The sequence below is a fragment of the Streptomyces sp. Tue6028 genome (assembly GCF_002300165.1).
GTDB classification, from domain to species: domain Bacteria; phylum Actinomycetota; class Actinomycetes; order Streptomycetales; family Streptomycetaceae; genus Streptomyces; species Streptomyces siamensis.
Genome location: NZ_MLCE01000008.1, coordinates 191,585 through 213,286, shown reverse-complemented (window position 1 = coordinate 213,286; position 21,702 = coordinate 191,585). Strand labels below are relative to the sequence as shown.

The following is a 21,702-nucleotide window of genomic DNA, read 5'->3' as shown; positions in this document are numbered from 1 at the left end:
CAGTGCTGCGCATCGTCAACCGCGTACTGATCGGGATCATCGGTCTCGCGCTGCTCGTCCTCGGCGGATCCGTGCTCGCCGTCGGGCTCGGCGTGCGCCCGCCGTCGTGGTGGATCCACGAAGGGCGGCACGACGTGCTGCTCAGCGACGCCGACCGGGCCCGCTTGCGGGACCACGGATGGTGGTGGCCGACCGTCATCGCCGCCCTCGCGGTCCTGCTGCTGCTCGCCCTGTGGTGGCTCGTGGCCGTGCTGCGGCGCCGTCGGCTCGCCGAGGTGCTCGTGGACACCGGCGACGGCGAGGGCGCGCTGCTGCGCGGACGGGCCCTGGAAGGCGTACTGGCCGCCGAGGCGGACAGGCTGGACGGCGTCGCGCAGGCGCACGTGCTGCTGACCGGACGGCGCAGCACGCCGGAGGCCCGCGTGCAGCTCCAGCTGGAACCGCACGTGGACCCCGGGGACGCGCTGCATCTGCTCACCACGGAGGCGCTCGCGCACGCGCGGGACTCGGCGGGCCTCGCCTCGATCCCCGCGGAGGCGCGCCTGCGCGGGGTCAAGCACCGGGCCGAGCGCGTGAGCTGACCCGCCGAGCGCGTGAGTTGACCCGCCGAGCCGTCCGTGCGCCGACCGACAGCCGTGCCGCACGGCCCCGTTGTGCAGCCGTGCCGCAAGGCCGCGTTGTGCAGCCGTGCCGCACCGCGGCGTCGAGAGGCCGTACCGCACAGCGGTGTTCGGGGGCGGTACCGCCCGTCTGCGGTCAGAAACCGTGCCGCATGCCGCCGTCCACCGGCAGCATGATGCCGGTCAGATAGGAGGCTGCAGGCGAGAGCAGGAACGCGGCCGCGCGGCCGAACTCCTCGGGAGTGCCGTAGCGGCGCAGCGGGATGCGTGCCTCGTTGGCCGCACGGGTGGCCTCCGGGTCGGCGGACAGACCGTCCAGCTCGCGGACGCGGTCGGTGTCGATGCGCGACGGCAGCAGCCCGAGGACGCGGATGCCGCGCGGGCCGAGCTCGTCCGCGAGGGACTTGGCGAAGCCCGCGAGTCCGGGACGCAGGCCGTTGGAGATGGTCAGCCCGGGGATCGGTTCGTGCACCGAGCCGGAGAGCACGAACCCGATGACCCCGCCCTCGCCGAGCTCCGCGGCGGCCGTGCGGGCCAGTCGCACCGCGCCGAGGAAGACCGAGTCGAACGCGGCCGTCCACTGCTCGTCGGTGTTGTCGGCGACGAATCCCGGCGCCGGACCGCCGACGCTGATCAGGATGCCGTCGAAACCACCGAAGTGCTCATGGGCCGCCGCGACGAGCCGGGTCGCGGTCGCCGGGTCGCCGTTGTCGGCGGCGACACCGACCGCGTTCGGGCCGAGCGCGGACGCCGCCTCGGCGGCGCTCTTCTCGTCGCGCCCGGTGACGATCACCTTCGCGCCGTCGGCGACGAGTTCACGCGCGGCGGCGTTGCCCAGCCCGCGGGTGGCTCCCGTGACGACGTACACACGGTCCTTCAGTCCAAGATCCATGCCCCCTATCCTGCCCGGTCGCCCCCGAACAGGGCGAGGGCGGTGCTCACCAGGCCGATGTGGCTGAACGCCTGGGGGAAATTGCCGAGCTGGCGTCCGGCGACGGGGTCGTACTCCTCGGACAGCAGCCCCACGTCGTTGGTCAGCGCCACCAGCCGGTCGAACAACTCGCGGGCCTCCTGCTTCCGGCCCGTCGCGTGCAGCGCCTCCGCGAGCCAGAACGAGCAGACGAGGAACGTTCCCTCGCCGCCGGGAAGCCCGTCGACGACGTGCTTGCCGGGGCTGCTGACGGACATCTCGGTCTCGCTCAGGGACACCTCGGTCTCGCTCACGGACATCTCGGTCTCGTCGACGGACACCTCGACGGCGCCGGACGGGTCGATGTCGTAGCGACGCAGGAAGCCGTTGTTGTCGAGCTCCGTGCGAACGGCGTCGATCGTGCCGACGACCCTCGGATCGTCGGGCGGCAGGAAACCGACCCGGGGGATCAGCAGCAAGGAGGCGTCCAGCTCGCGCGAGCCGTAGGACTGGGTGAACGTGTTCCGCTCCGGGTCGAAGCCGCGCTCGCACACCTCGCGGTGCACCTCGTCGCGCATCGCGCGCCAGCCCTCCAGGTCGCCGCCGAGTGCCGGTTCGCTCTCCAGGGCGCGCACCGCGCGGTCGGCGGCCACCCAGGCCATCACCTTGGAGTACACGAAGTGCCTGCGCGGGCCCCGCACTTCCCAGATGCCCTCGTCGGGCTGCCGCCACGCCGTGCGCACGAAGTCCATCAGGGCGCACCACACCCGCCACATATGGGGCTTGAACGGCAGACCCGAACGCCGAGACAGCGCCAGCGAGTCGATGACCTCGCCGTACACGTCCAGCTGCAACTGCTCCACGGCGGCGTTGCCGATCCGGACCGGGGTCGAGCCCGCGAAGCCGGAGAGCCACGGCACCTCGAACTCGGTCAGCCGGCGCTCCCCGGACAGGCCGTACATGATCTGCAGGTCCGCCGGGTCGCCCGCCACCGCGCGCAGCAGCCAGTCGCGCCAGGCCTCGGCCTCCTCGTGGTAGCCGGCCGACAGGAGGGCGCCGAGGGTGAGGGTGGAGTCGCGCAGCCAGCAGTACCGGTAGTCCCAGTTGCGGACGCCGCCGAGCTCCTCGGGCAGCGAGGTCGTGGGGGCGGCCACGATGCCGCCGGTCGGCGAGTAGGTGAGGGCCTTGAGGGTGATCAGGGAGCGCACGACGGCGTCCCGGTGCGGGCCGTCGTAGCGGCAGCCCGCCGCCCACGCCTGCCAGTCCTCGACGCTGCTGCGCAGCGCCTCGAAGGGGTCGCCCAGCGGCGGACGCGGTTGGTGCGAGGGGTGCCAGGTCAGGACGAAGGCCACCTTCTGCCCGGCCTCGACCGTGAACTCCGAGTACGTGCGGAAGTCCTTGCCCCAGGTCCGCACGGGCGGCTCGCTGCGGAGCCAGACCGAGTCGGGGCCCGCGACCGCCACCCGGTGGCCTTCCGCGCGGCGCATCCACGGCACGATCGAGCCGTAGTCGAAGCGCAGCCGCAGCTGGCTCTGCACGGTGACCCGGCCGCTCAGCCCCTCGATGACGCGTACGACGTCGGGGGCGACGTCGCGCTGCGGCATCAGGTCGGTCACCCGGACCGCCCCCTCGTCGGTCTCCCACTCGGTGTCCAGCACGAGCGTGTCCGGGCGGTAGGCGCGCCGGGTGCAGGGGCCGGCGCCCTTGGGGGAGATCCGCCAGTGGCCGTTGTCCTCGTCGCCCAGCAGCGCGGCGAAGCAGGCCGCCGAGTCGAACCGGGGCAGACACAGCCAGTCGATGGAGCCGTACCGGCTCACCAGGGCCGCGGTCTGCTCGTCCCCGATGAGCGCGTAGTCCTCGATGCGTGGGTCCACGTGGGGCGAGTTCCCCGGTCGGGGGCGGAGCCAATCCGGGCGGGGGCCGACCGGGTGACCTCCGGCCGGGAGCGCCCGGCCCGGCGGGGTGGGCGGGCGGCGCGGCGGCCGCCGGCACGGGGCGAGGGCGTACGGGCTACACGCCCGCGGGGGCCGCTTCCGGAGCGGCCTCGGCCTGCGCGGACGCCGCCCGGTCACGGCGTTCACGGCGGACCAGGACCGCCCAGCCCACGGGGACGCCCGCGGAGAACAGCCACCACTGGATCGCGTACGCCATGTGCGGGCCGATGTCGCTGTGCTCGGGATCGGGGATCAGCTCGGGGGAGCCGCCCTTCGGCCGCGGCGCGGTCTGCTCGATGTAGCCGCCGAGGACCTGCTTGCCGAGCCGCCGGGACTCCTGCCCGCTGTCGATCAGCATGACCTGCCGGTCGGGCAGGCCCTTGACGTTCTTGATGCCGCTGTCGGCGGTCGTCTGGTCGGCCATCAGCCGGCCGGTGACGGTGGTCTCGCCGCGCGGCGGAGCCGGGATCTTGGGGAACACGGTCTGTGCGCCGTCCGCCGGGACCCAGCCCCGGTTGACCATCAGCACCCGGCCGTCGTCGAGGACGAACGGGGTGAGGACGTGGTAGCCGACCTCGCCGTCGGAGTTCGTGCGACGGCGTACGACCTCTTCGTGCGCGGTGTCGAAGTGGCCCTTCGCGGTCACCCGGCGGTACAGGTCGTCGTGGGCGATCTGCCGTCCCGGCGCGGTCAGTGACGCGGCCGGCACCGGATCGGCGGCGAGCGAGTCGGAGATCACCTTGTTCAGTGCGACCTTGTGCTCGTGCCGGTGCAGCTGCCAGTAGCCCAGCTTGATCATCGTCGGGATGAGCGCGAGGGTCACGAGGGTGAGGATCACCCACTGCCGGGACAACAGGAAGCGGTACACCCCATTGACGGTACTCGGCACGATTCGGCCCCCGACGGGAGGGTCCCGTCGGGGGCCGTGCGACCCGGCGGTCAGACCTTGTCGATGATCCCCACCTTCCCCTCCGCGCGGGCGCAGTGCGCCCCGCAGAACCAGTGGCCCTCGACCTCGACCCCCTGGCCGATGATCTGCACGCGACAGTGCTCGCAGATGGGGGCCATCCGGTGGATCGCGCAGGAGAAGCAGTCGAAGACGTGCACGGAGCCCTGCGCGTGCACCTCGAACGTCATGCCGTAGTCATTGCCACATACTTCGCATCTCGCCATGCGCCACAGGGTGAGGCGCCGACGCGGCCCGGGCGAGCGGGTGCCGGGCGAGTCGTGCGCCAATCACCCGTACGTCCGTCAGCGGCCCGCGCCCCGGCTCCGCCCGCCGCGGCGGGCTCGCGTCCTCGGGGCGGCGCGTCCTGATACGGCCGAGGGGCCCTTGCGCGGCGGGCCCGTCCCCGCGACCGGTCACCCTTCGGTGGCCGGCTCCACGTCCCGCAGGAGCTGGCCGAACGCGGCCTCGTCGATCACCGGTGTGCCGAACTGCCTGGCCTTGACCACCTTGGACGTGCCGGAGTCCGGGTCGTTGGTGACGAGCAGGCTGGTGAGCCGGGACAGGCTCGTCGCGACGTGCAGTCCCGCCTCGACGGCGCGGTCCTCCAGCAGCTCGCGGTCGACGGACGTGTCCCCGGAGAACGCCACCCGCATGCCCTGCTTGAGCGGTTTGCTCTCTTCGTACCGCCCTGGGTTGGGGTAGGGGCATGCGGGGCGCCTGCGCGAAGGGCGCCAACTCCCGGACGGATAAGCGCCGGACTGCCGGCCGATCCGCGGCGCGGCCGGACTGTCGGACCACTCCTTGAGCGGCCGGCACTCCAGCAGCGGCAGGCGTACACCGCCGCGGGCGGCGGCCCGCAGGCTCGGCCTGAACGCTTCGGCCAGCACGCGCGCGTCGTCCAGCGCGTGGTGCGCGCGCTGCTGCACGACGCCGAAGTGCGCGGCCAGCGACTCCAGCTTGTGATTGGGCAGCGGCAGCCGCAGCTCCTTGGAGAGGGCGATGGTGCACAGCCGCTGCTGCACCGGGGCCTCGCGCTCCACGCGCGCGTACTCGCGGGCGATCATGGACCAGTCGAAGACCGCGTTGTGCGCGACCAGCACGCGGTCCGCGAGCCGGGCGGCGAACTCCTCGGCGACCTCGTGGAAGAACGGGGCCCCTTCGAGCATCTCGCTCGTCAGCCCGTGGATCCACACGGGGCCCGGATCGCGCTCCGGATTGACCATCGTGTACCAGTGGTCCTCGACCTCGCCGCGCGCGTCCAGCCGGTAGACGGCGGCGGAGATGATCCGGTCGTCGCGGGCCAGTCCGGTGGTCTCCACGTCAACGACCGCGTATCCCTGCGGATACGCGGCCGGCCAGGAGGCTGGGGACGCTGCGGTCGTGAGGTCTTCGAGCATGGTCCATGAGGATACGGGCCGCGACTGACAGCCCGGTCCCCGCCTTCCCGGAAGCGGAGAGTGCTCCGGCGCGCCGCGGGCCGCCGCGGCGCGGCCGTCCCGGGCCGCCGCTCAGCGCGCCAGGAGTCCGTCCACCAACGCCCGTACGGAGGTGACGAACAGCCTCTCCTCGTCCACCGGACGGGCGAGCGCACGGGCCAGGGCGGCGTCCCGCCCGGCGGTCTCGGCGTCCCGCGCCTCCTCCTCGGCGGGCCGCTGCGCCGGCGCGCGTTCGCGGTTGCGCTCGACGAGCACGAAGCCGACGACCTGGAACTGCACCGCGCGCACCACCTCGGCCGCCCGCGCGCCCTCCAGCCCCGCCGCGTGCGCCTCGCGCACCAGGGCCTGCCGGGCGGGCAGGAACATCCGCTCGGTCAGACCGCGTTCGTGCACCATCGCGACGAGGTGCGGATGGGCGCGCAGCTGCCGACGCAGGGCGCGGGCCAGCGACACGATGCGCTGCGCCGGGGTGCGCCCGGTGGGGCGCAGCGCGCCGAGGTCGGCGACGGTCCGCTCGACGAGGGCGTCGAGCAGCGACTCGCGGTTGCCGACGTGCCAGTAGATCGAGGTCACGGCGGTGCCCAGCTCGGCGGCGAGCTTGCGCATCGTCAGAGCGTCCGGGCCGTGCTGCGTCACCAGACTCGCGGCGGTGTCCAGCACCCGTTCGCGGGTGAGTACCGGTCTGCTCACGGGCGCCCCCAAGGCTTTGTCACGCACACGTATTTACCCTTCGCGGACTCTGCTGTAACTGTGTTACAGGCGCTAGTGACGGACCATCAGAAACCTTCCGAAGCACCTGACGAAGGGCGGTACGACATGGCACGCGTGAGGTACGGCGCGCGGACCGGGGCGGAGATCGCCGCCGCGCGCGCCGCGAGCTCCAGGCTCCCCGACATCTGGTCCACCGGTGTGGTGGCCGTCTGGGAGAGCGATCCGGACGCGGTCGCGGCGGTCCTGCCGCCGCCGCTGAAACCCACCGGACGCCCCCTGGTGCGGGTCAACATCAGCAAGGTCGACCTGCCCGGATATCCGCTGGGCGCGGGTTCGTTCGCCGTCGCCGCCGCACACGACGGTGTCGAGGGCTGGTATCCGCTCGTCATGCCGATGACCCACGAGCGGGCCCTGATCGGCGGCCGTGAGGTCTTCGGGGAGCCCAAGAAGCTCGGCGAGGTGACGGTCGAACGGGACGGCCTCGTCGTACGCGCCGCGCTCGCCCGGCACGGCATCGCGTTCGTCGAGGTGCGCGGCGCGGTGAGCGGTGACCTCCCGCTGCCCGGGCCCGTCCAGAAGACCGACTTCTACTTCAAGTTCCTTCCCGCGGTGGACGGTTCGGGCTTCGACGCCGAACCCGTCCTCGTGCACTGCGTGCGCAACGAGAAGGTGCGCAGGCTGGAGCGCGTCACCGGGGACGTCGTCCTGCGCGAGTCCATGTACGACCCGGTCGCCGACCTCCCCGTGCGCGAACTCGTCGAGATCACCATCGGCGAGAAGACCACCGACCAGCAGGGCAGGGTCGTCGAACGCGTCAGCGCCCAGGCCCTGATGCCGTACATCCACCAGCGCTACGACGATCCGCAGCAGATCCTCGACGGACCGCCCGAGGGGAGCGTCTGATGCCGTGTCCTCCCGGTGCACACCACTCCCAGGACCGCCCCACGGGGCCGGCACGGAAGGACGAGCGGACATGGAGCTGACACCCGGCCGGGTCGCCGTGGTCACCGGCGCCGCGAGCGGCATCGGTCTCGCCATGGCGCGACGCTTCGCCGCGGACGGTCTGAAGGTGGTCCTCGCGGACGTCGAGGAGGGTGCTCTGGAGGACGCCGCCGCCGGGCTGCGCAAGGACGGCGCCGACGTGCACGCGTGCGTGGTGGACGTCGCGGACCGCGCGCAGGTGGAGGCGCTCGCCACCGAGACGTACGAGCGGTACGGCGCCGTCCACGTCCTGTGCAACAACGCCGGTGTCGGCTCCGGCGCCGAGGGCCGCATGTGGGAGCACGACCCCAACGACTGGAAGTGGGCGTTCGCCGTCAACGTGTGGGGCGTCTTCCACGGCGTCCAGGCGTTCGTCCCGCGGATGATCGCCGGGGGAGAGCCGGGACACGTCGTCAACACCTCGTCCGGGGACGGCGGTATCGCCCCGCTGCCCACCGCGTCCGTGTACGCCGTCACCAAGGCGGCCGTCGTGACGATGACCGAGTCGCTCTACGCGCATCTGAAGGCGGAAGGCGCGCGCGTGGGCGCGTCCGTGCTCTTCCCCGGCCCCCACATGCTCCGTACCGGCCTGTGGGAGTCGCACCGCAACCGGCCCGCGCGCTACGCGAAGCAGAAACCCAGGAAGACCCCGTACCGCAGCCTCGGCCAGTGGGAGGCCGCGATGAAGGAGGCCGGCCAGGAGGTGCGGTTCACGCCCGTCGAGGACGTCGCCGACCTCGTCGCCGAGGGCATCCGCGCCGGCCGCTTCTGGCTGCTGCCCGAGAGCGAGCACAGCGACCGGCAGATCCGCGCGCGGTCGCAGTCGATGCTCGACCGGGCCGACCCGTCGTATCTCGAACACTTCATCCTGGACTGAGGGAGCCGTGATGCCGGACCAGGACCCCTACCTGATCATCTCCTCCGACTGCCACGCCGGACTCCCCACCGAGGAGTACCGGCCCTATCTGGACTCCCGCTTCCACCGGGACTTCGACGACTTCCTCGCGGGCCGGGACCGGCGCCGCGAGGAGATGACACGGCTCGGCATCCGCAACGAGTCCTTCGCGAACAAGTGGTTCCAGGACAACGAGGAGGGACTGCGCGGCGGCTGGGACACCGCGCAGCGCCTCAAGGAGCTGGACGGCGACGGTGTGGCGGCGGAGGTGGTCTTCCCCGACGCGGACGCCGTGGACAGCCGGACCGCCGCCCCCTTCGGCGTCGGTCTCGGCCTGTCCGGCGACCACGACCCGGAGCTCGGCATGGCCGGCGCGCAGGCCCACAACCGCTGGCTCGCCGACTTCGTCTCCGAGAACCCCGAACGGCACTGCGGGGTCGCCCTGCTGCCGGTCACCGCGGACACCGGGCGCGTCGTCGCCGAGGTGCACCGGGCGAAGGAATCGGGACTCGGCGCCCTCATGATCCCCTCCATGTGGGTGGACAAGGAGCCCTACCACGACCGCCGTTACGACCCCGTGTGGGCGGCGGCGGCCGAATGCGGGATGCCGGTGGTCACCCACTCCGGGGCGGCCCCGCGCCACGAGTACGGCGACCACCTCGGCATCTACGTCAGCGAGGTGACCTGGTGGCCCGCCCGCCCCCTGTGGTTCCTGCTCTGGTCGGGCGTCCTCGAACGGCACCCGGGCCTGAGGTTCGGGGTCGCCGAGTCGGGCTGCTGGTGGCTGCCGAACCTGCTGTGGTTCATGGACCGCCTCTACCTCGGCGCGCACGGCGGCAAGAAGCTGTCCCCCTTCGCCGAGCTGAAGCGGCCCCCGCACGAGTACCTGGACCGCCAGCTCTTCATCTGCGCGACCAACACCAAGCGCCGCGAACTGGCCCAGCGCTACGAGATCGGCGTCGACAACATCCTCTGGGGCAGCGACTTCCCGCACCCCGAGGGCACCTGGCCCGACACGCGCGCGTGGCTGAAGAGGACCTTCCACGACATCCCCGTCGCCGAGACGCGCCGCATGCTCGGCCTGGCCGCCGCCGAGGTCTTCGGCTTCGACGTCGACAAGCTGGTACCGCTCGCCCGGCGCATCGGCCCGACGCCCGCCGAACTCGGCCAGCCGGACGACCAGTCGGCGGTCGAGGCCTCCTGGGCGCACTCGCGCGAGGTGGGCCGCCACTGGCTCACGGACCACGACTTCCCCGCCCTGGGGGTGGCCCCGTGACGGAAGCCCGACACGACCCGGGCGGGCCGGACGACCGGTACACGGTGATCTCCGCCGACTGCCACGCCGGCGCCGATCTCCTCGACTACCGGCCGTACTTGGCGGCCGAGCACCACGACGCGTTCGACGCCTGGGCGGCCACCTACGTCAACCCCTACGCGGACCTGCTCGCCGACACGGCCGACCGGAACTGGAACTCCGAGCGGCGCGTCGCGGAGCTGGAGGCGGACGGCATCGTCGCGGAGGTCGTCTTCCCCAACACCATCCCGCCGTTCTTCCCCTCCGCCTCCCTGATGGCGCCGGCCCCGACCGCGGAGGAGTTCGAGCAGCGGTGGGCCGGACTGCGCGCCCACAACCGCTGGCTCGCGGACTTCTGCGCGGCCGCCCCGGGCCGTCGGGCGGGCGTCTTCCAGATCCTCCTGAACGACGTGGACGAAGCGGTGAAGGAGATCAGGTGGGCGGTCGGCGCGGGCCTGCGCGGCGGCCTGCTGCTCCCCGGCACACCGCCTGGCTCGGGCCTGCCCGAGCTCTACTCCTCGGCGTACGACCCGATCTGGGCGGTCTGCGACGAACTGGACGTCCCCGTCAACCACCACGCGGGCTCGGCGTCACCGCCCCTGGGCGACGAGCCGGCCGCACGCGCGGTGTTCATGGTGGAGACGACGTGGTTCTCGCACCGGGCGCTGTGGCACCTCGTGTTCGGCGGCGCGTTCCGCCGCCACCCCGGCCTGAGGCTCGTCCTCACCGAGCAGGGCTCCGGCTGGATCCCCGGCGTGCTGGACATGCTGGACTACTACCACGGGCGACTGGTGGCCGCGGCCACGAAGGCGTCGACGGCCGAGTCGAAGTTCGGCGCGGGACTCGCCGCGGCGATGGGGAAGGGGCCCTCACAGGTCTGGCGGGAGAACTGCTTCGTCGGGGCCAGCTTCATGCGCCCGCACGAGGTGCCGCTGCGCGACCGCATCGGCCTCGACAAGATCATGTGGGGCAGCGACTACCCGCACGACGAGGGCACCCACCCGTACTCCCGCGAAGGGCTGCGCATCGCCTACGCGGGCCTGCCGCGGGACGAGGTCGCGGCGATGGTCGGCGGCAACGCGGCGCGCGTGTACGGCTTCGACCTGGACCGGCTGGACGAGATCGCGGCGAAGGCAGGCCCGACGGTGGCCGAGATCGCCGAGCCGCTCGGCACTCCGCCCGCGGACGCGACCAGCCCGGTGTTCGCGAAGGGGGGCTCGGTACGGGTGTGGTGAGCGAAGCGTCGGTACACCGACGGCGGCGCCCGGGGTGGGATCCTCGCCGTGTGACGGAACCGACGCACGACGAGGTCCACCCAGGCGCACTCGGCACCCGGCTGAACTGGCTGCGGGCCGCCGTCCTCGGCGCCAACGACGGCATCGTCTCCACCGCGGGCCTCGTCGTCGGCGTGGCGGGCGCCACCGACGACCGCGCCGCGCTGCTCACGGCGGGGCTCGCGGGCCTGCTGGCCGGGTCGATGTCGATGGCGGCGGGCGAGTACGTGTCCGTCTCCACCCAGCGCGACTCGGAGCTGGCGGCCCTGGCGACGGAGAAGCGCGAGCTGAAGGAGCAGCCGGAGGCCGAGCTGGAGGAGCTGACCGAACTGCTGCAGGAGCGCGGCCTGTCCCGGGAGGTGGCCCGCGAGGCGGCGCAGCAGCTCACCGAGCGGGACGCGCTCAGGGCCCACGCGCGCGTGGAGCTCGGCATCGACCCCGACGCGCTCACCAACCCGTGGCACGCGGCGTGGGCCAGTTTCCTGGCGTTCACCGTGGGGGCGCTGCTTCCGCTGCTGGCGATCGTGCTGCCGCCCGCGGAGTGGCGGCTCGGGGTCACGGTCCTGTCGGTGCTCGCGGCGCTCGTCCTCACCGGGTGGAGCAGCGCCCGGCTGGGGGCGGCCGACGCGAGGCGCGCGGTGCTGCGCAACGCTGCCGGGGGCGCGCTGGCGATGGCGGTGACGTACGCGGCGGGAAGCCTGCTGGGTGCCGCGGGGGTGTGAACCCCGCCGGACACACCGGACTTGCCGGACACGGCCACAGAGGGCGCGGGAGCCCGCCGGCCGCGCGGCGCGATGGCCGGGGGAACCCTGCGGGGCGCCCGGCGTGGTGGGCGTGTGGAGCCCGCGGTGCCGCGTGGCGCGGTGGCCGTGTGGAGCCCGCGGTGCCGCGTGGCGCGGTGGCGGGCGAGCGCCCGCCGGGCAGCCGGCCGATGAACCCGCTGGTGGGCGGCGTGCGGCAGGTGAGCACCGGGACTTTGGCGGAGATCGCCAACAAGCAAGCGCGTACCGGCGGTAATACTTGTCGGTAACCACCCCTAGCCGCAGCCGATCAGCGGCTCTACGGTGCACCCATGCCGAACCTCCCCGACGTGGTGGTCCTGTCGATCCCCGCCTTTGTGCTGCTCAGCGTCATCGAGATGATCAGCGTCCGCATCCACCCGGACGAGGACGCGGCAGGGTACGAGGCGAAGGACGCCGCGACCAGCGTCGGCATGGGCCTCGGCAGTCTCCTCTTCGACTTCTTCTGGAAGATCCCGGTCGTCGCGATCTACTGGGCGGTCTACGAACTGACGCCGCTGCGGGTGCCCCTCCTGTGGTGGACGATCCCGCTGATGCTGCTCGCGCAGGACTTCTTCTACTACTGGTCGCACCGCGGACACCACGTGATCCGCATCCTGTGGGCCTGCCACGTAGTCCACCACTCCAGCCGGAAGTTCAACCTCACCACCGCGCTGCGCCAGCCGTGGACGTCCTTGACGTCGTGGCCCTTCTACCTGCCGCTCGTGGCGCTCGGCGTGCATCCCGCCGCGCTCGCGTTCTGCTCGTCCGTGAACCTCGTCTACCAGTTCTGGATCCACACCGAGCGCATCGACAAGCTGCCCCGGCCCTTCGAGTTCGCCTTCAACACGCCCTCCCACCACCGCGTCCACCACGCCTCGCAGGGCGGCTACCTGGACCGCAACTTCGGGGGAATCCTCATCGTCTGGGACCGCCTCTTCCGGTCGTTCGTCGCCGAGACCGAGCGGCCCGTGTACGGACTCACCAAGAACATCTCCACGTACAACCCCCTGCGCGTTGCCACCCACGAGTACGTCTCCATCGCCAGGGACGTGAAGGCGGCGACGAGTTGGCGTGAGCGGGCCGGGCGGGTCCTGCGCGGGCCGGGCTGGCAGCCCGGCCCGGCGGCCGCCGGCACAGCGCTCGCGGAGCCGTCCGTCACGGAGTCCGTCGCGTGAACCGGAGCCCCGCGCGCGTGCTGCTGGCCGCGTTCGCCGCGGCGACCGCCGTGGACCTCGTCTCCCTGGTCACCGGCTTCGACCTGGGTCATACGGTCGCCAAGCCCCTCCTGCTGCCGCTGCTCGCCGCCCACGTGGTCGTGCGCGGCGGCCCGCGCCTGCTCGTCGCGGCCCTGCTCTGCGGGTGGGGCGGCGACGTGCTGCTCCTGTCCGACGCGGACGCCGCCTTCCTCGCGGGCATGGCCTCCTTCGCCGCGGGCCACGTCTGCTATCTGGTCCTCTTCCGCAGGACCGCACCCGCACGGGCCGGCCTCCCGCTCGCCGGGGCGTACGCCCTCGCGCTGACCGCCCTCGTCGTCCTGCTGTGGCCCGATCTGCCCGCCGGCCTCCGCGTTCCCGTCGCCGGCTACAGCCTGCTGCTCACCGCGATGGCGTACAGTGCCACGCGGCTCGGGCCGGTCGCGGGTCTCGGCGGTGCGCTCTTCATGGTCTCGGACACGCTCATCGCCACCGGCGTCGCCGACTGGCCGCAGCTTCCGGAACCAGCCTTCTGGATCATGCTCACGTACGCCGCCGCCCAGTTCCTGCTGGTCCGCGGCGTGCTGGGCACCCTCGGCGCGCGGCCCGCGCCCGCGGCGGCGTACGGTGAGATGCGCTCAACCACCCCCTGAGCGCATCCACCGACGCCCCGCACGAGAAGGACCCTCGCCATGCGCGCCACCACCATCCACGCCCCGTTCGACATGCGCGTGGAGGACGTTCCCGAGCCCGTGGTGCAGCTGCCCACCGACGCCGTCGTGCGCGTGCTGCGCTCCTGCATCTGCGGCAGCGACCTGTGGGCGTACCGCGGTGAGGCGGAGCGGCAGCCCGGCCAGCGCATCGGGCACGAGTTCCTCGGCATCGTCGAGGAGACCGGCTCCGAGGTCGGCACCGTCCGGCGCGGCGACCTGGTCGTCGCGCCCTTCATGTGGTCCGACGGCGTGTGCGACTACTGCCGCGAGGGGCTCACCACCTCGTGCGAGCACGGCGGTTTCTGGGGCTCCGTCGGATACGACGGCGGCCAGGGTGAGGCCGTGCGCGTCCCGTTCGCCGACGGCACCCTCGTCCAGCTGCCCAAGGAGGCGGCCTCCGACGACCACCTGCTGGCGGCGCTGCTGACGCTCTCCGACGTCATGGGCACGGGCCACCACGCGGCCCTGGGCGCCGGTGTCCGGGCGGGCTCCACCGTCGCCGTCGTCGGCGACGGGGCCGTCGGGCTGTGCGCCGTGCTGGCCGCCGAGCGGCTCGGCGCCGAGCGGATCATCGCGCTCGGCCGCCACCAGGTGCGGACGGACATCGCCCGCCGCTTCGGTGCCACGGACGTCGTCGCCGAGCGCGGCGACGCGGCGGTCGAGGCCGTCCGTGAGCTGACCCGCGGGCAGGGTGCGCACTGCGTCGTCGAGGCGGTCGGCACCGAGCAGTCCATGCGGACGGCCGTGAACATCACCCGTGACGGCGGCGCCATCGGCTTCGTCGGCGTGCCGCACGGCAGCGGCACGGGCCTGGACCTGGGCGTCATGTTCGACCGGAACATCGCCCTGCGCGGCGGTGTGGCGCCGGTGCGCGCCTACATCCCGGAACTGCTCCCCGACGTCCTCGACGGGACCATCGACCCCTCGCCCGTCTTCGACATGACCATCGGCCTCGAAGGCGTGCCGGAGGGCTACAAGGCCATGGACGAACGCACGGCCCTCAAGGTCCTCGTCGCGAACTGAACCACCGCTGGACCACCCGGCCCGCACCGCGAGCCGGGACCGCGTCCGGTCCGCCTCGTCGCGCGCGGAGACCGACCACCGTCGCCGTGGTCACCACCTGATGGGCAGCGGCAGCGCCGTCAGTACGCCCGAGACCGCGACGACCACGCCCAGCGCGACGACCTCCGCGCGCGCGGGGGAGCAGGCCCCGAGCGGGTCCGTCGCCCGGCGCATCCGCAGACGGGCCCACAGGGCCAGGACGGCGACGACGGCCACGACGAGCACCTTGGCGAGCAGGGTGCGCCCGTACGCCGTCGTCGTCAGCTGCTCCAGGACCGTGCCCGGCGGCATGCGGCGCAGCGCGCTCCACGTGCCCGTCGCGGTGAGCAGCGCGAACAGGACGGCCGCCACGCGCGCGTAGAGGCCGAGGAGCGCGGCCCCGGCCTCCGTCGCGCGCCAGGTCCGCAGCAGTCGCAGGACGTGCAGCAGACCGCCCACCCACAGGGCCGCGCAGGTCACGTGAAGGAACGTCAGGCCGGAGCCGATCAGCGGATCGTGCTCCGCCGCGGGGTGGACGCGCAGTGCCTCCGCGACCGCCACCACGGCCGACGGCCACGCCCGGACGGCCGGCCGACGCGAGCGGGAGCACAGCCAGGCGACCGCGAAGGCGTTGACCTCCAGGAGCGCCGACTTGCCCTCCCTGGTCCGGTACAGCCCTCCGACGTCCATGTCGGAGAGGTGGTGCGGCAGCAGATTGCCCGTGGCGACGACCGACGCCAGCCCCAGGGAGGCGACGAGCCCGGCGGCGGCCGCGAGGGGGGCCCAGCTGCGCGGCGCGTCCGTCGGCGGGGCGCCCGGCACGCGGCGGGTCAGCCGGGCCGCGAGGAGTTCGCCCACGGGCACGCACAGCGCGGCGAACAGCACCGTACGCAGCAGGGCTATGCCGCCGGCGCCGGGTGCCGCCGCCTCGCCCGTCCCCTGCAACGCGCCCCGTGGGCCCAGCAGCGGTATCAGGGCGGCGACGGCCACCAGGGCGAGCACGGCGACGGCGCGGCCGGCGGAGCCCGGCCGGGCCGGCCCGCCCGCGTCCGCCGACCGGGCCGTCGGTCTCGTCGACGTCACTTCACGATCCTCACCAGGCGCCGCGGATGCGGGCAAGCGCGGAGGAACAACTGGTGCAGCGCCATTCCGCCCACAGGTACGTCTCCGGTCGGCGGGACGCTCATGACCAACGGGCCGCGTCCGCACCCCAGATCCCCGGCGGCCGCGCCCAGTCGGCCGGACCGCCGGCGAACGAGACGGGGGAGCGGGCGTACCTGAGACGCCCGAGCGGGCTGTCCGTCACGGCGAGCCACGGATCGGGGGTGCCGTATCGGCCCGCGTCGTCGGCCGACCCCGCACCACCCGTCCCGCCCGCGTCGTCGGCCTGCCCCGCACCGCCCCTCACGCCCACGGGTACGGTCCTGTTCGCGGCCGCGTCCTCGCCCGCGGGCCCGGTCCCGCTCCCGGGCACCGTCCGGTTCGCGTTCGCGCGTACGTCCCCGCCCGTGGTGCCGTCCACCCCGTCCAGCAGCCAGGCCGCCGTCCGCGCCAGGGCGAGCCGCACGGACCGGCTGCCGCCGTCACCGGCCTGCTCCGTCAACGCCCGCAGCACCCCCGCGGCGAGCAGATATCCCGTCCCGTGGTCGAGTGCCTGCGCGGGCAGCGCGCCCGGCCGCTCCGGCGACCCCTCGACGGCGGCGATGCCCGTGGCGACCTGCACCAGACTGTCGAAACCCCGGCGTCCCGCCCACGGACCGCGGTCGCCCCAGGCCGACAGCTGCGCCACGACCAGTCCTGGCCTGCGCTCGGCCAGTGCCTCGGGCGAAAGACCGAACCGGTCCAGGGCGCCCGGGCGGTACCCGGTGACGACGACGTCCGCGGCGGCGAGCAGCTCCTCGAAGGCCCGCCGGTCGGTCGCGAGGCCGAGGACGGCGGACCGCTTGCCGAACCCCGTGTCGGCGTGCGCGTCGGCGAGTTCGGGCAGCTGCGGCGAGTCCACACGCAGCACGTCGGCACCCAGCAGGGCGAGCGTCCGGGTGGCGACCGGGCCCGCGATCACCCGGGTGAGGTCGAGGACGCGCAGACCCGCCGCGGGCAGCAGCGGATCACCGTGGAGCGCGGGGAGTCCGCGTACCGGCGCGTCGTCCAGTCGTTCCCGGCTCAGCAGCGGCCCGTGCGCCACGGCGGCGCCCTGCTCGTGCGCCCTCCACTCCTTCGCCGTGCGCAGCGCGACGGCGAGGCCCCCGGCGGCGTACACCGCGTCCTCCACCGCCACGGCGGGCCGCTCCGCGAGATGCGCGGCGACCGTGTCGACGGAGGCGTCCCCGGGCAGCCCCAGCGCGTCCAGCAGACGTGTCCGGTGGTGCGGATAGTTGGCGTGCGTGCGCACCCAGCCGTCGGCGGTGCGCCAGAACCGCGACACCGGCGCGAAGGTGACGGGCGCCCGCCCGTCGATCAGCAGATGCCGCTCGCTGACGAACGCCGTCGCGACGGCCCCGTCGTCGACCCGCACCTCCGGCACGTCCGCGCGCCCCGCCCGCAGCGCCCCGAGCTCGGCCGCGGCCAGCGCGCAGCCGCCCACACAGGCCCGCGCCATGTCACGTACGGGGAGCCGCGAATCCAGGGCGCCTTCACGCGGCACGGTCGACACCCGGGAGAGCAGCGCGGGATCGCCGCCCAGTCCCTCCCACACAGCAGCCATCGGCGAATGCTTCATACCGGGCACTATGCAGGGTGGACCGGATCAACATGAGAGGCGGCCGCCCCCCACGGGCGCTGCTCTTCGGGCACTTCCGAGGAGTTCCCGTGGACGAACGGGCCGGGCGGTCGCACCGCCCGGCCCGTTCGTCGTGGTCGTGCCGCCTTCACGGCGCGACCGGTCTTACGGTGACGGCTACTTGACCGCCCGCAGCGCGTTGACGATGCCCCAGCCGTAGAAGCCGTTCACCCGCTTGCCGCCCGAGCAGGTGGCGTCGACGACGCCGTCGCCGTTCCCGTCGTACGGGTCGGTCGGGCAACCCGGGTTGTCCGCCTGTGCCTTGAGCAGCGCCTGGAGCTGTGCCGGGCCGGCCCAGGGGTACTTGGACTTCAGCAGCGCGGCCACACCGGCGACGTGCGGCGTCGCCATCGAGGTGCCCTGGAGGTAGGCGTACTGGTTGTTGGGCATGGTGGACAGGATGCGGCCGTTCTTCGACGGCGTGTCCGGGATCTGGTACCGGTCGCCGCCGGGCGCGGACACGTCGATGACGCCGTCGCCGTAGCTGGAGAAGTACGACTTGGCGCCCTTCACGCCGGTCGAGCTGACCGTGACGACACCCGGCAACTGGGTCGGCACGTCGAAGCACTTGTGCGGGTCGACGGTGCGGGTGACCGGTGTCGAGTCGTCGGGGCTGGACGCGTCGGTGAGGGCGTCGGAGTCGAGGTCGTCGTTGGAGTTGCCGGCCGCGGCGACGTTCAGCGTGCCCTTCTTCTGGGCGTACGTCTGGGCCCGGTTCACCGCGTCGACGATGGCCCGCTGGTCGGGGTCGTCGAGGCAGTTGTAGAGCCACGGGTCCACGTAGTAGCTGTTGTTGGTGATCTCGACGCCGTGGTCGGCGGCGAACACGAAGGCGCACACGACGCTTTCGGGGTAGAAGAGCTGCGTGGAGTCCGGCTGGGCCACCGTGATGCCCGAGACCTTCACGCCGGGCGCGACACCCGCGACGCCGACGCCGTTGCGGGCCGCCGCGATCTCGCCCGCGACATGCGTGCCGTGGTAATGGTCGGCGTCGACCGGACGCCAGGAACCGTACGTGGTGTCCGGCTTGCCGCCCACACAGTTCGCGGACTGCGAAGGCGAGAAGTTCGGGGCGATGTCCGGGTGGGTGTCGTCGACGCCGACGTCGATCACGGCGACCGTCACCTTCTTGCTGCCCGGGTTGATCTTCGCCGCCTTGTCGGCGCCTATCGCCCGCAGGTCCCACTGGTCGGCCTCGAGGGGTTCCTCGTCCGCCGTGGCGGCGCGCGAGACCTTGGCGGCCTCGGCCGCCGACAGCACCTGCGCGGAACCCTCGTCCGTCGTGCCCGCGGGCGTCAGCGGCGAGGTGCGCGTCGCACCCGCGGACTGCACTCCGCGCACCGTCCGGATCTGCTTCCCGAAGTCCGGGTTGGCGGAGTGGACGACGATCACACCGATCTGCTCGTACGCGATGACGACACTGCCACCGGCCGCCTTGATCGCCTTCGTCACCGACTCGATCGTCCGGTGGTCCGTCCGGGTGTTGACCACGTACGACAGGTTGGGTCCGTCCGCGGTGGTCGCGGCGGGAGCGCCGAGAGGGGCGGCGGAGGCGGCACCCGGCAGGAAGCCGAGCGAGGCGGTGAGCGACAGCACGACCGGTACGGCGAGGCCGAGGCGGCGTCTGGATCGCAGATGAGCCATGGGATCTCCACATCATCCGGAAAACGAAGCTGCCCGAACACAGGTGGTGCCCGGGCAGGTGCATGACGGAGTGGTGCAGGGCGAAAGCTATCCCCGGTCCGAGCTGGGCAGCAACGACTTCTGGCGATGACTTCCGAAAGAAGCCGGGGGAGTTGAACCGGTCCACGCGTGGCGCCGTGACCTTGAGCAGGGAGCCCGAGGACGATCGAGCCCCCTGAAGGATCACTTACGAGAGCCTTATGATCACGCCCCGTCATGTGATCCATATCACTGTGAGGTCAGTACTGCATGTCCACAAGCGAGCCGTCCCCGTCCGCGAGCCCCGGCTCGCCCCCGTCCACCGTCGCAACAGCACCCGCAACGCGAGGAGACAACGTGGCCACCGACGCACCGCCACCCTCGAAAGCCGGAACACCCCTCCCCTCCACCGAGGAGTTCGTCCAGGTGCAGGAGAGCGCCGAATTCGGTGAACTGCGCAGCTCCTACCGCTCCTTCGCCTTCCCGCTGACCGTCGGCTTCATCGTCTGGTACCTGCTGTACGTCCTGCTGTCGAACTACGCGGGCGACTTCATGGGCACCAAGCTGTTCGGCAACATCAACGTCGCCCTGGTGCTCGGCCTCGGCCAGTTCCTCACCACGTTCCTCATCGCCTGGTGGTACTCGCGGCACGCCGCCGCCAAGCTCGACCCCAAGGCCGAGGCGATCAAGTCCCGGATGGAGGGCGGCGCATGAGCCCCGCGATCACCCTGGCCGCAGGCGAGGCCAGCGAGCACCGGCCGCTGATCATCACCCTGTTCGCGGTGTTCGTCGCCGCGACCCTCGTCATCACCGTCTGGGCCGGCCGCCAGACCAAGGACGCCTCCGACTTCTACGCGGGCGGCCGTCAGTTCACCGGCTTCCAGAACGGCCTCGCGGTCTCCGGCGACTACATGTCCGCCGCGTCCTTCCTCGGCATCGCGGGCGCGATCGCCCTCTTCGGCTACGACGGCTTCCTCTACTCCATCGGCTTCCTGGTCGCCTGGCTGGTGGCCCTGCTCCTGGTCGCCGAGCCGCTGCGCAACTCCGGCCGCTACACGATGGGCGACGTCCTCGCCTACCGCATGCGCCAGCGCCCGGTGCGCACCGCCGCGGGCACCTCCACGATCGTCGTCTCGATCTTCTACCTGCTGGCCCAGATGGCGGGCGCGGGCGTCCTCGTGTCCCTGCTCCTCGGCATCACCAGCGACGGCGGCAAGATCGGCATCGTCGCCCTCGTCGGCGTCCTGATGATCGTGTACGTCACCATCGGCGGCATGAAGGGCACCACCTGGGTGCAGATGGTCAAGGCGGTGCTGCTCATCGTCGGAGCCCTCCTGCTCACCTTCCTGGTCCTGCTGAAGTTCAACTTCAACATCTCCGACCTGCTCGGCAAGGCCGCCGACAACAGCGGCAAGGGAGCGCCCTTCCTGGAGCCCGGGCTCAAGTACGGCGCGACCTCCACCACCAAGCTGGACTTCATCTCGCTGGGCATGGCGCTGGTCCTCGGCACCGCGGGCCTGCCGCACATCCTGATCCGCTTCTACACCGTGCCCACGGCCAAGACCGCGCGGAAGTCCGTGAACTGGGCGATCGGCCTCATCGGCACCTTCTACCTGATGACCCTCGCCCTCGGCTTCGGCGCCGCCGCGCTGATCAAACCGGACGAGATCATCGCCTCCAACAAGGCGGGCAACACGGCGGCCCCGCTGCTCGCGCTGCATCTGGGAGGCGTCGACTCCAACTGGGGCGCGATCCTCCTCGCCTCGATCTCGGCCGTCGCCTTCGCCACGATCCTCGCCGTCGTCGCGGGACTCACGCTGGCCTCGTCCTCGTCGTTCGCGCACGACATCTACGCGAACGTCATCAAGAAGGGCCAGGCGTCGGAGAAGCAGGAGATGAAGGCCGCCCGGTACGCGACGGTCGGCATCGGCGCCGTGTCCATCCTGCTGGGTGCCCTCGCCCGCGACCTGAACGTCGCCGGCCTGGTCGCACTGGCCTTCGCCGTCGCCGCCTCCGCCAACCTGCCGACGATCCTCTACAGCCTGTTCTGGAAGAGGTTCACCACGCAGGGCGCCCTCTGGTCGATCTACGGCGGCCTGGTCACCGCGGTCGGCCTGGTGCTGTTCTCGCCGGTCGTGTCCGGCAAGCCCACCTCGATGTTCCCGGACGTCGACTTCCACTGGTTCGCGCTGGAGAACCCGGGACTCATCTCCATCCCGGTCGGCTTCCTGCTGGGCTGGCTCGGCACGATCCTGTCGAAGGAGGAGCCGGACGCCGGGAAGTACGCGGAGCTGGAGGTCCGCTCGCTCACCGGAACCGGGGCGCACTGAGCGCGCGCCGCCCCGGCCACCGGGACCGCACCGGGCCCCGGCACGGACCCCACCGGGTCCCCACCCGGACCGCACCGCTCGCGGCCGCGTCGTAGATCCCTACGACGCGGCCGCGTCGCACCTCGTGGGATCCGGGCCGCTGTCGATGTCGGTCCCGTCACGTAGGCTCGCAGTGTCAGGCAAAGTGATCCGCATAGC

At 72.5% G+C, this 21,702-nt stretch carries 20 protein-coding genes; 11 read left to right on the top strand and 9 right to left on the bottom strand.

Annotation, left to right across the window (positions count from 1 at the left end):
* Positions 1-2 precede the first annotated feature (2 nt).
* Positions 3-581, top strand: a complete 579-nt coding sequence (amaP, locus tag BKI49_RS07505; RefSeq protein ID WP_095933401.1) for an alkaline shock response membrane anchor protein AmaP — start codon at positions 3-5, stop codon at positions 579-581.
* A 175-nt stretch (positions 582-756) separates the two neighbouring features.
* Here the strand turns inward: amaP and BKI49_RS07500 are convergent, their stop codons facing one another.
* The 6 genes from BKI49_RS07500 to BKI49_RS07475 all read right to left on the bottom strand — a co-directional run bounded on the left by BKI49_RS07500 (position 757) and on the right by BKI49_RS07475 (position 6,539).
* Positions 757-1,512 carry an SDR family oxidoreductase gene (locus tag BKI49_RS07500; protein WP_095933400.1) on the bottom strand — a complete coding sequence of 252 codons (756 nt, stop codon included), beginning with the start codon at positions 1,510-1,512 and terminating at the stop codon, positions 757-759.
* A 5-nt stretch (positions 1,513-1,517) separates the two neighbouring features.
* On the bottom strand, positions 1,518-3,404 hold the full coding sequence (locus tag BKI49_RS07495; RefSeq protein ID WP_095933399.1) for a glycoside hydrolase family 15 protein: 1,887 nt from the start codon (positions 3,402-3,404) through the stop codon (positions 1,518-1,520).
* Between the two features lie 136 nt (positions 3,405-3,540).
* Positions 3,541-4,332, bottom strand: a complete 792-nt coding sequence (locus tag BKI49_RS07490) for an SURF1 family cytochrome oxidase biogenesis protein (RefSeq protein ID WP_095933398.1) — start codon at positions 4,330-4,332, stop codon at positions 3,541-3,543.
* 71 nt (positions 4,333-4,403) lie between these two features.
* Positions 4,404-4,637 carry a hypothetical protein gene (locus BKI49_RS07485; protein ID WP_078629285.1) on the bottom strand — a complete coding sequence of 78 codons (234 nt, stop codon included), beginning with the start codon at positions 4,635-4,637 and terminating at the stop codon, positions 4,404-4,406.
* A gap of 189 nt (positions 4,638-4,826) precedes the next feature.
* On the bottom strand, positions 4,827-5,810 hold the full coding sequence (locus BKI49_RS07480) for a DEDDh family exonuclease (protein WP_095933397.1): 984 nt from the start codon (positions 5,808-5,810) through the stop codon (positions 4,827-4,829).
* 111 nt (positions 5,811-5,921) lie between these two features.
* On the bottom strand, positions 5,922-6,539 hold the full coding sequence (locus tag BKI49_RS07475) for a TetR/AcrR family transcriptional regulator (RefSeq protein ID WP_095933396.1): 618 nt from the start codon (positions 6,537-6,539) through the stop codon (positions 5,922-5,924).
* A gap of 126 nt (positions 6,540-6,665) precedes the next feature.
* Between BKI49_RS07475 and BKI49_RS07470 the strand changes: the two genes are divergently transcribed.
* The 8 genes from BKI49_RS07470 to BKI49_RS07435 all read left to right on the top strand — a co-directional run bounded on the left by BKI49_RS07470 (position 6,666) and on the right by BKI49_RS07435 (position 14,715).
* Complete coding sequence (locus tag BKI49_RS07470; protein ID WP_095933395.1) at positions 6,666-7,463, top strand: acetoacetate decarboxylase family protein; 798 nt, start codon at positions 6,666-6,668, stop codon at positions 7,461-7,463.
* Between the two features lie 70 nt (positions 7,464-7,533).
* The gene (locus tag BKI49_RS07465) at positions 7,534-8,418 is read left to right on the top strand and encodes an SDR family NAD(P)-dependent oxidoreductase (protein ID WP_095933394.1); all 885 of its coding nucleotides are present in this window, start codon (positions 7,534-7,536) and stop codon (positions 8,416-8,418) included.
* A 10-nt stretch (positions 8,419-8,428) separates the two neighbouring features.
* Complete coding sequence (locus tag BKI49_RS07460; protein WP_095933393.1) at positions 8,429-9,712, top strand: amidohydrolase family protein; 1,284 nt, start codon at positions 8,429-8,431, stop codon at positions 9,710-9,712.
* Complete coding sequence (locus BKI49_RS07455; RefSeq protein WP_095933392.1) at positions 9,709-10,965, top strand: amidohydrolase family protein; 1,257 nt, start codon at positions 9,709-9,711, stop codon at positions 10,963-10,965. The genes BKI49_RS07460 and BKI49_RS07455 overlap by 4 nt, the downstream gene beginning before the upstream one ends.
* 50 nt (positions 10,966-11,015) lie before the next feature.
* Entirely contained in the window at positions 11,016-11,726 is a 711-nt protein-coding gene (locus BKI49_RS07450; protein WP_095933391.1) for a VIT1/CCC1 transporter family protein, read from the top strand.
* Between the two features lie 350 nt (positions 11,727-12,076).
* Entirely contained in the window at positions 12,077-12,961 is an 885-nt protein-coding gene (locus BKI49_RS07445) for a sterol desaturase family protein (RefSeq protein WP_095933390.1), read from the top strand.
* Positions 12,958-13,632, top strand: coding sequence for a lysoplasmalogenase (locus tag BKI49_RS07440; protein ID WP_095933389.1), 675 nt, complete (start codon positions 12,958-12,960; stop codon positions 13,630-13,632). Before BKI49_RS07445 ends, BKI49_RS07440 begins: the two co-directional genes overlap by 4 nt.
* Before the next feature lie 39 nt (positions 13,633-13,671).
* Positions 13,672-14,715 (top strand): zinc-dependent alcohol dehydrogenase family protein, encoded by a 1,044-nt coding sequence (locus BKI49_RS07435; RefSeq protein ID WP_095933388.1) that lies wholly within the window; start codon positions 13,672-13,674, stop codon positions 14,713-14,715.
* A gap of 90 nt (positions 14,716-14,805) precedes the next feature.
* Here BKI49_RS07435 and BKI49_RS07430 read toward each other — a convergent pair whose 3' ends face one another.
* The 3 genes from BKI49_RS07430 to BKI49_RS07420 all read right to left on the bottom strand — a co-directional run bounded on the left by BKI49_RS07430 (position 14,806) and on the right by BKI49_RS07420 (position 19,156).
* On the bottom strand, positions 14,806-15,816 hold the full coding sequence (locus tag BKI49_RS07430; RefSeq protein WP_095933387.1) for a CopD family protein: 1,011 nt from the start codon (positions 15,814-15,816) through the stop codon (positions 14,806-14,808).
* A gap of 100 nt (positions 15,817-15,916) precedes the next feature.
* Positions 15,917-17,437, bottom strand: coding sequence for a CoA transferase (locus tag BKI49_RS07425; RefSeq protein ID WP_095933386.1), 1,521 nt, complete (start codon positions 17,435-17,437; stop codon positions 15,917-15,919).
* A gap of 192 nt (positions 17,438-17,629) precedes the next feature.
* The gene (locus BKI49_RS07420; protein ID WP_095933385.1) at positions 17,630-19,156 is read right to left on the bottom strand and encodes a S8 family serine peptidase; all 1,527 of its coding nucleotides are present in this window, start codon (positions 19,154-19,156) and stop codon (positions 17,630-17,632) included.
* A 375-nt stretch (positions 19,157-19,531) separates the two neighbouring features.
* Here BKI49_RS07420 and BKI49_RS07415 point away from each other — a divergent pair, with 375 nt between their 5' ends.
* Both BKI49_RS07415 and BKI49_RS07410 read left to right on the top strand, forming a co-directional pair.
* Positions 19,532-19,888 (top strand): DUF485 domain-containing protein, encoded by a 357-nt coding sequence (locus BKI49_RS07415; protein WP_028803298.1) that lies wholly within the window; start codon positions 19,532-19,534, stop codon positions 19,886-19,888.
* Positions 19,885-21,504, top strand: a complete 1,620-nt coding sequence (locus BKI49_RS07410; RefSeq protein ID WP_095933384.1) for a solute symporter family protein — start codon at positions 19,885-19,887, stop codon at positions 21,502-21,504. The genes BKI49_RS07415 and BKI49_RS07410 overlap by 4 nt, the downstream gene beginning before the upstream one ends.
* The last annotated feature ends 198 nt before the right edge of the window (positions 21,505-21,702 follow it).

What these genes read in the sequence shown, in the direction of transcription:
- BKI49_RS07500 (WP_095933400.1), bottom strand. Translation starts at nt 1,512, where the DNA reads ATGGATCTTGGACTGAAGGACCGTGTGTACGTCGTCACGGGAGCCACC.
- BKI49_RS07485 (WP_078629285.1), bottom strand. Translation starts at nt 4,637, where the DNA reads ATGGCGAGATGCGAAGTATGTGGCAATGACTACGGCATGACGTTCGAG.
- BKI49_RS07480 (WP_095933397.1), bottom strand. Translation starts at nt 5,810, where the DNA reads ATGCTCGAAGACCTCACGACCGCAGCGTCCCCAGCCTCCTGGCCGGCC.
- BKI49_RS07470 (WP_095933395.1), top strand. Translation starts at nt 6,666, where the DNA reads ATGGCACGCGTGAGGTACGGCGCGCGGACCGGGGCGGAGATCGCCGCC.
- BKI49_RS07465 (WP_095933394.1), top strand. Translation starts at nt 7,534, where the DNA reads ATGGAGCTGACACCCGGCCGGGTCGCCGTGGTCACCGGCGCCGCGAGC.
- BKI49_RS07460 (WP_095933393.1), top strand. Translation starts at nt 8,429, where the DNA reads ATGCCGGACCAGGACCCCTACCTGATCATCTCCTCCGACTGCCACGCC.
- BKI49_RS07445 (WP_095933390.1), top strand. Translation starts at nt 12,077, where the DNA reads ATGCCGAACCTCCCCGACGTGGTGGTCCTGTCGATCCCCGCCTTTGTG.
- BKI49_RS07435 (WP_095933388.1), top strand. Translation starts at nt 13,672, where the DNA reads ATGCGCGCCACCACCATCCACGCCCCGTTCGACATGCGCGTGGAGGAC.
- BKI49_RS07425 (WP_095933386.1), bottom strand. Translation starts at nt 17,437, where the DNA reads ATGGCTGCTGTGTGGGAGGGACTGGGCGGCGATCCCGCGCTGCTCTCC.
- BKI49_RS07420 (WP_095933385.1), bottom strand. Translation starts at nt 19,156, where the DNA reads ATGGCTCATCTGCGATCCAGACGCCGCCTCGGCCTCGCCGTACCGGTC.
- BKI49_RS07410 (WP_095933384.1), top strand. Translation starts at nt 19,885, where the DNA reads ATGAGCCCCGCGATCACCCTGGCCGCAGGCGAGGCCAGCGAGCACCGG.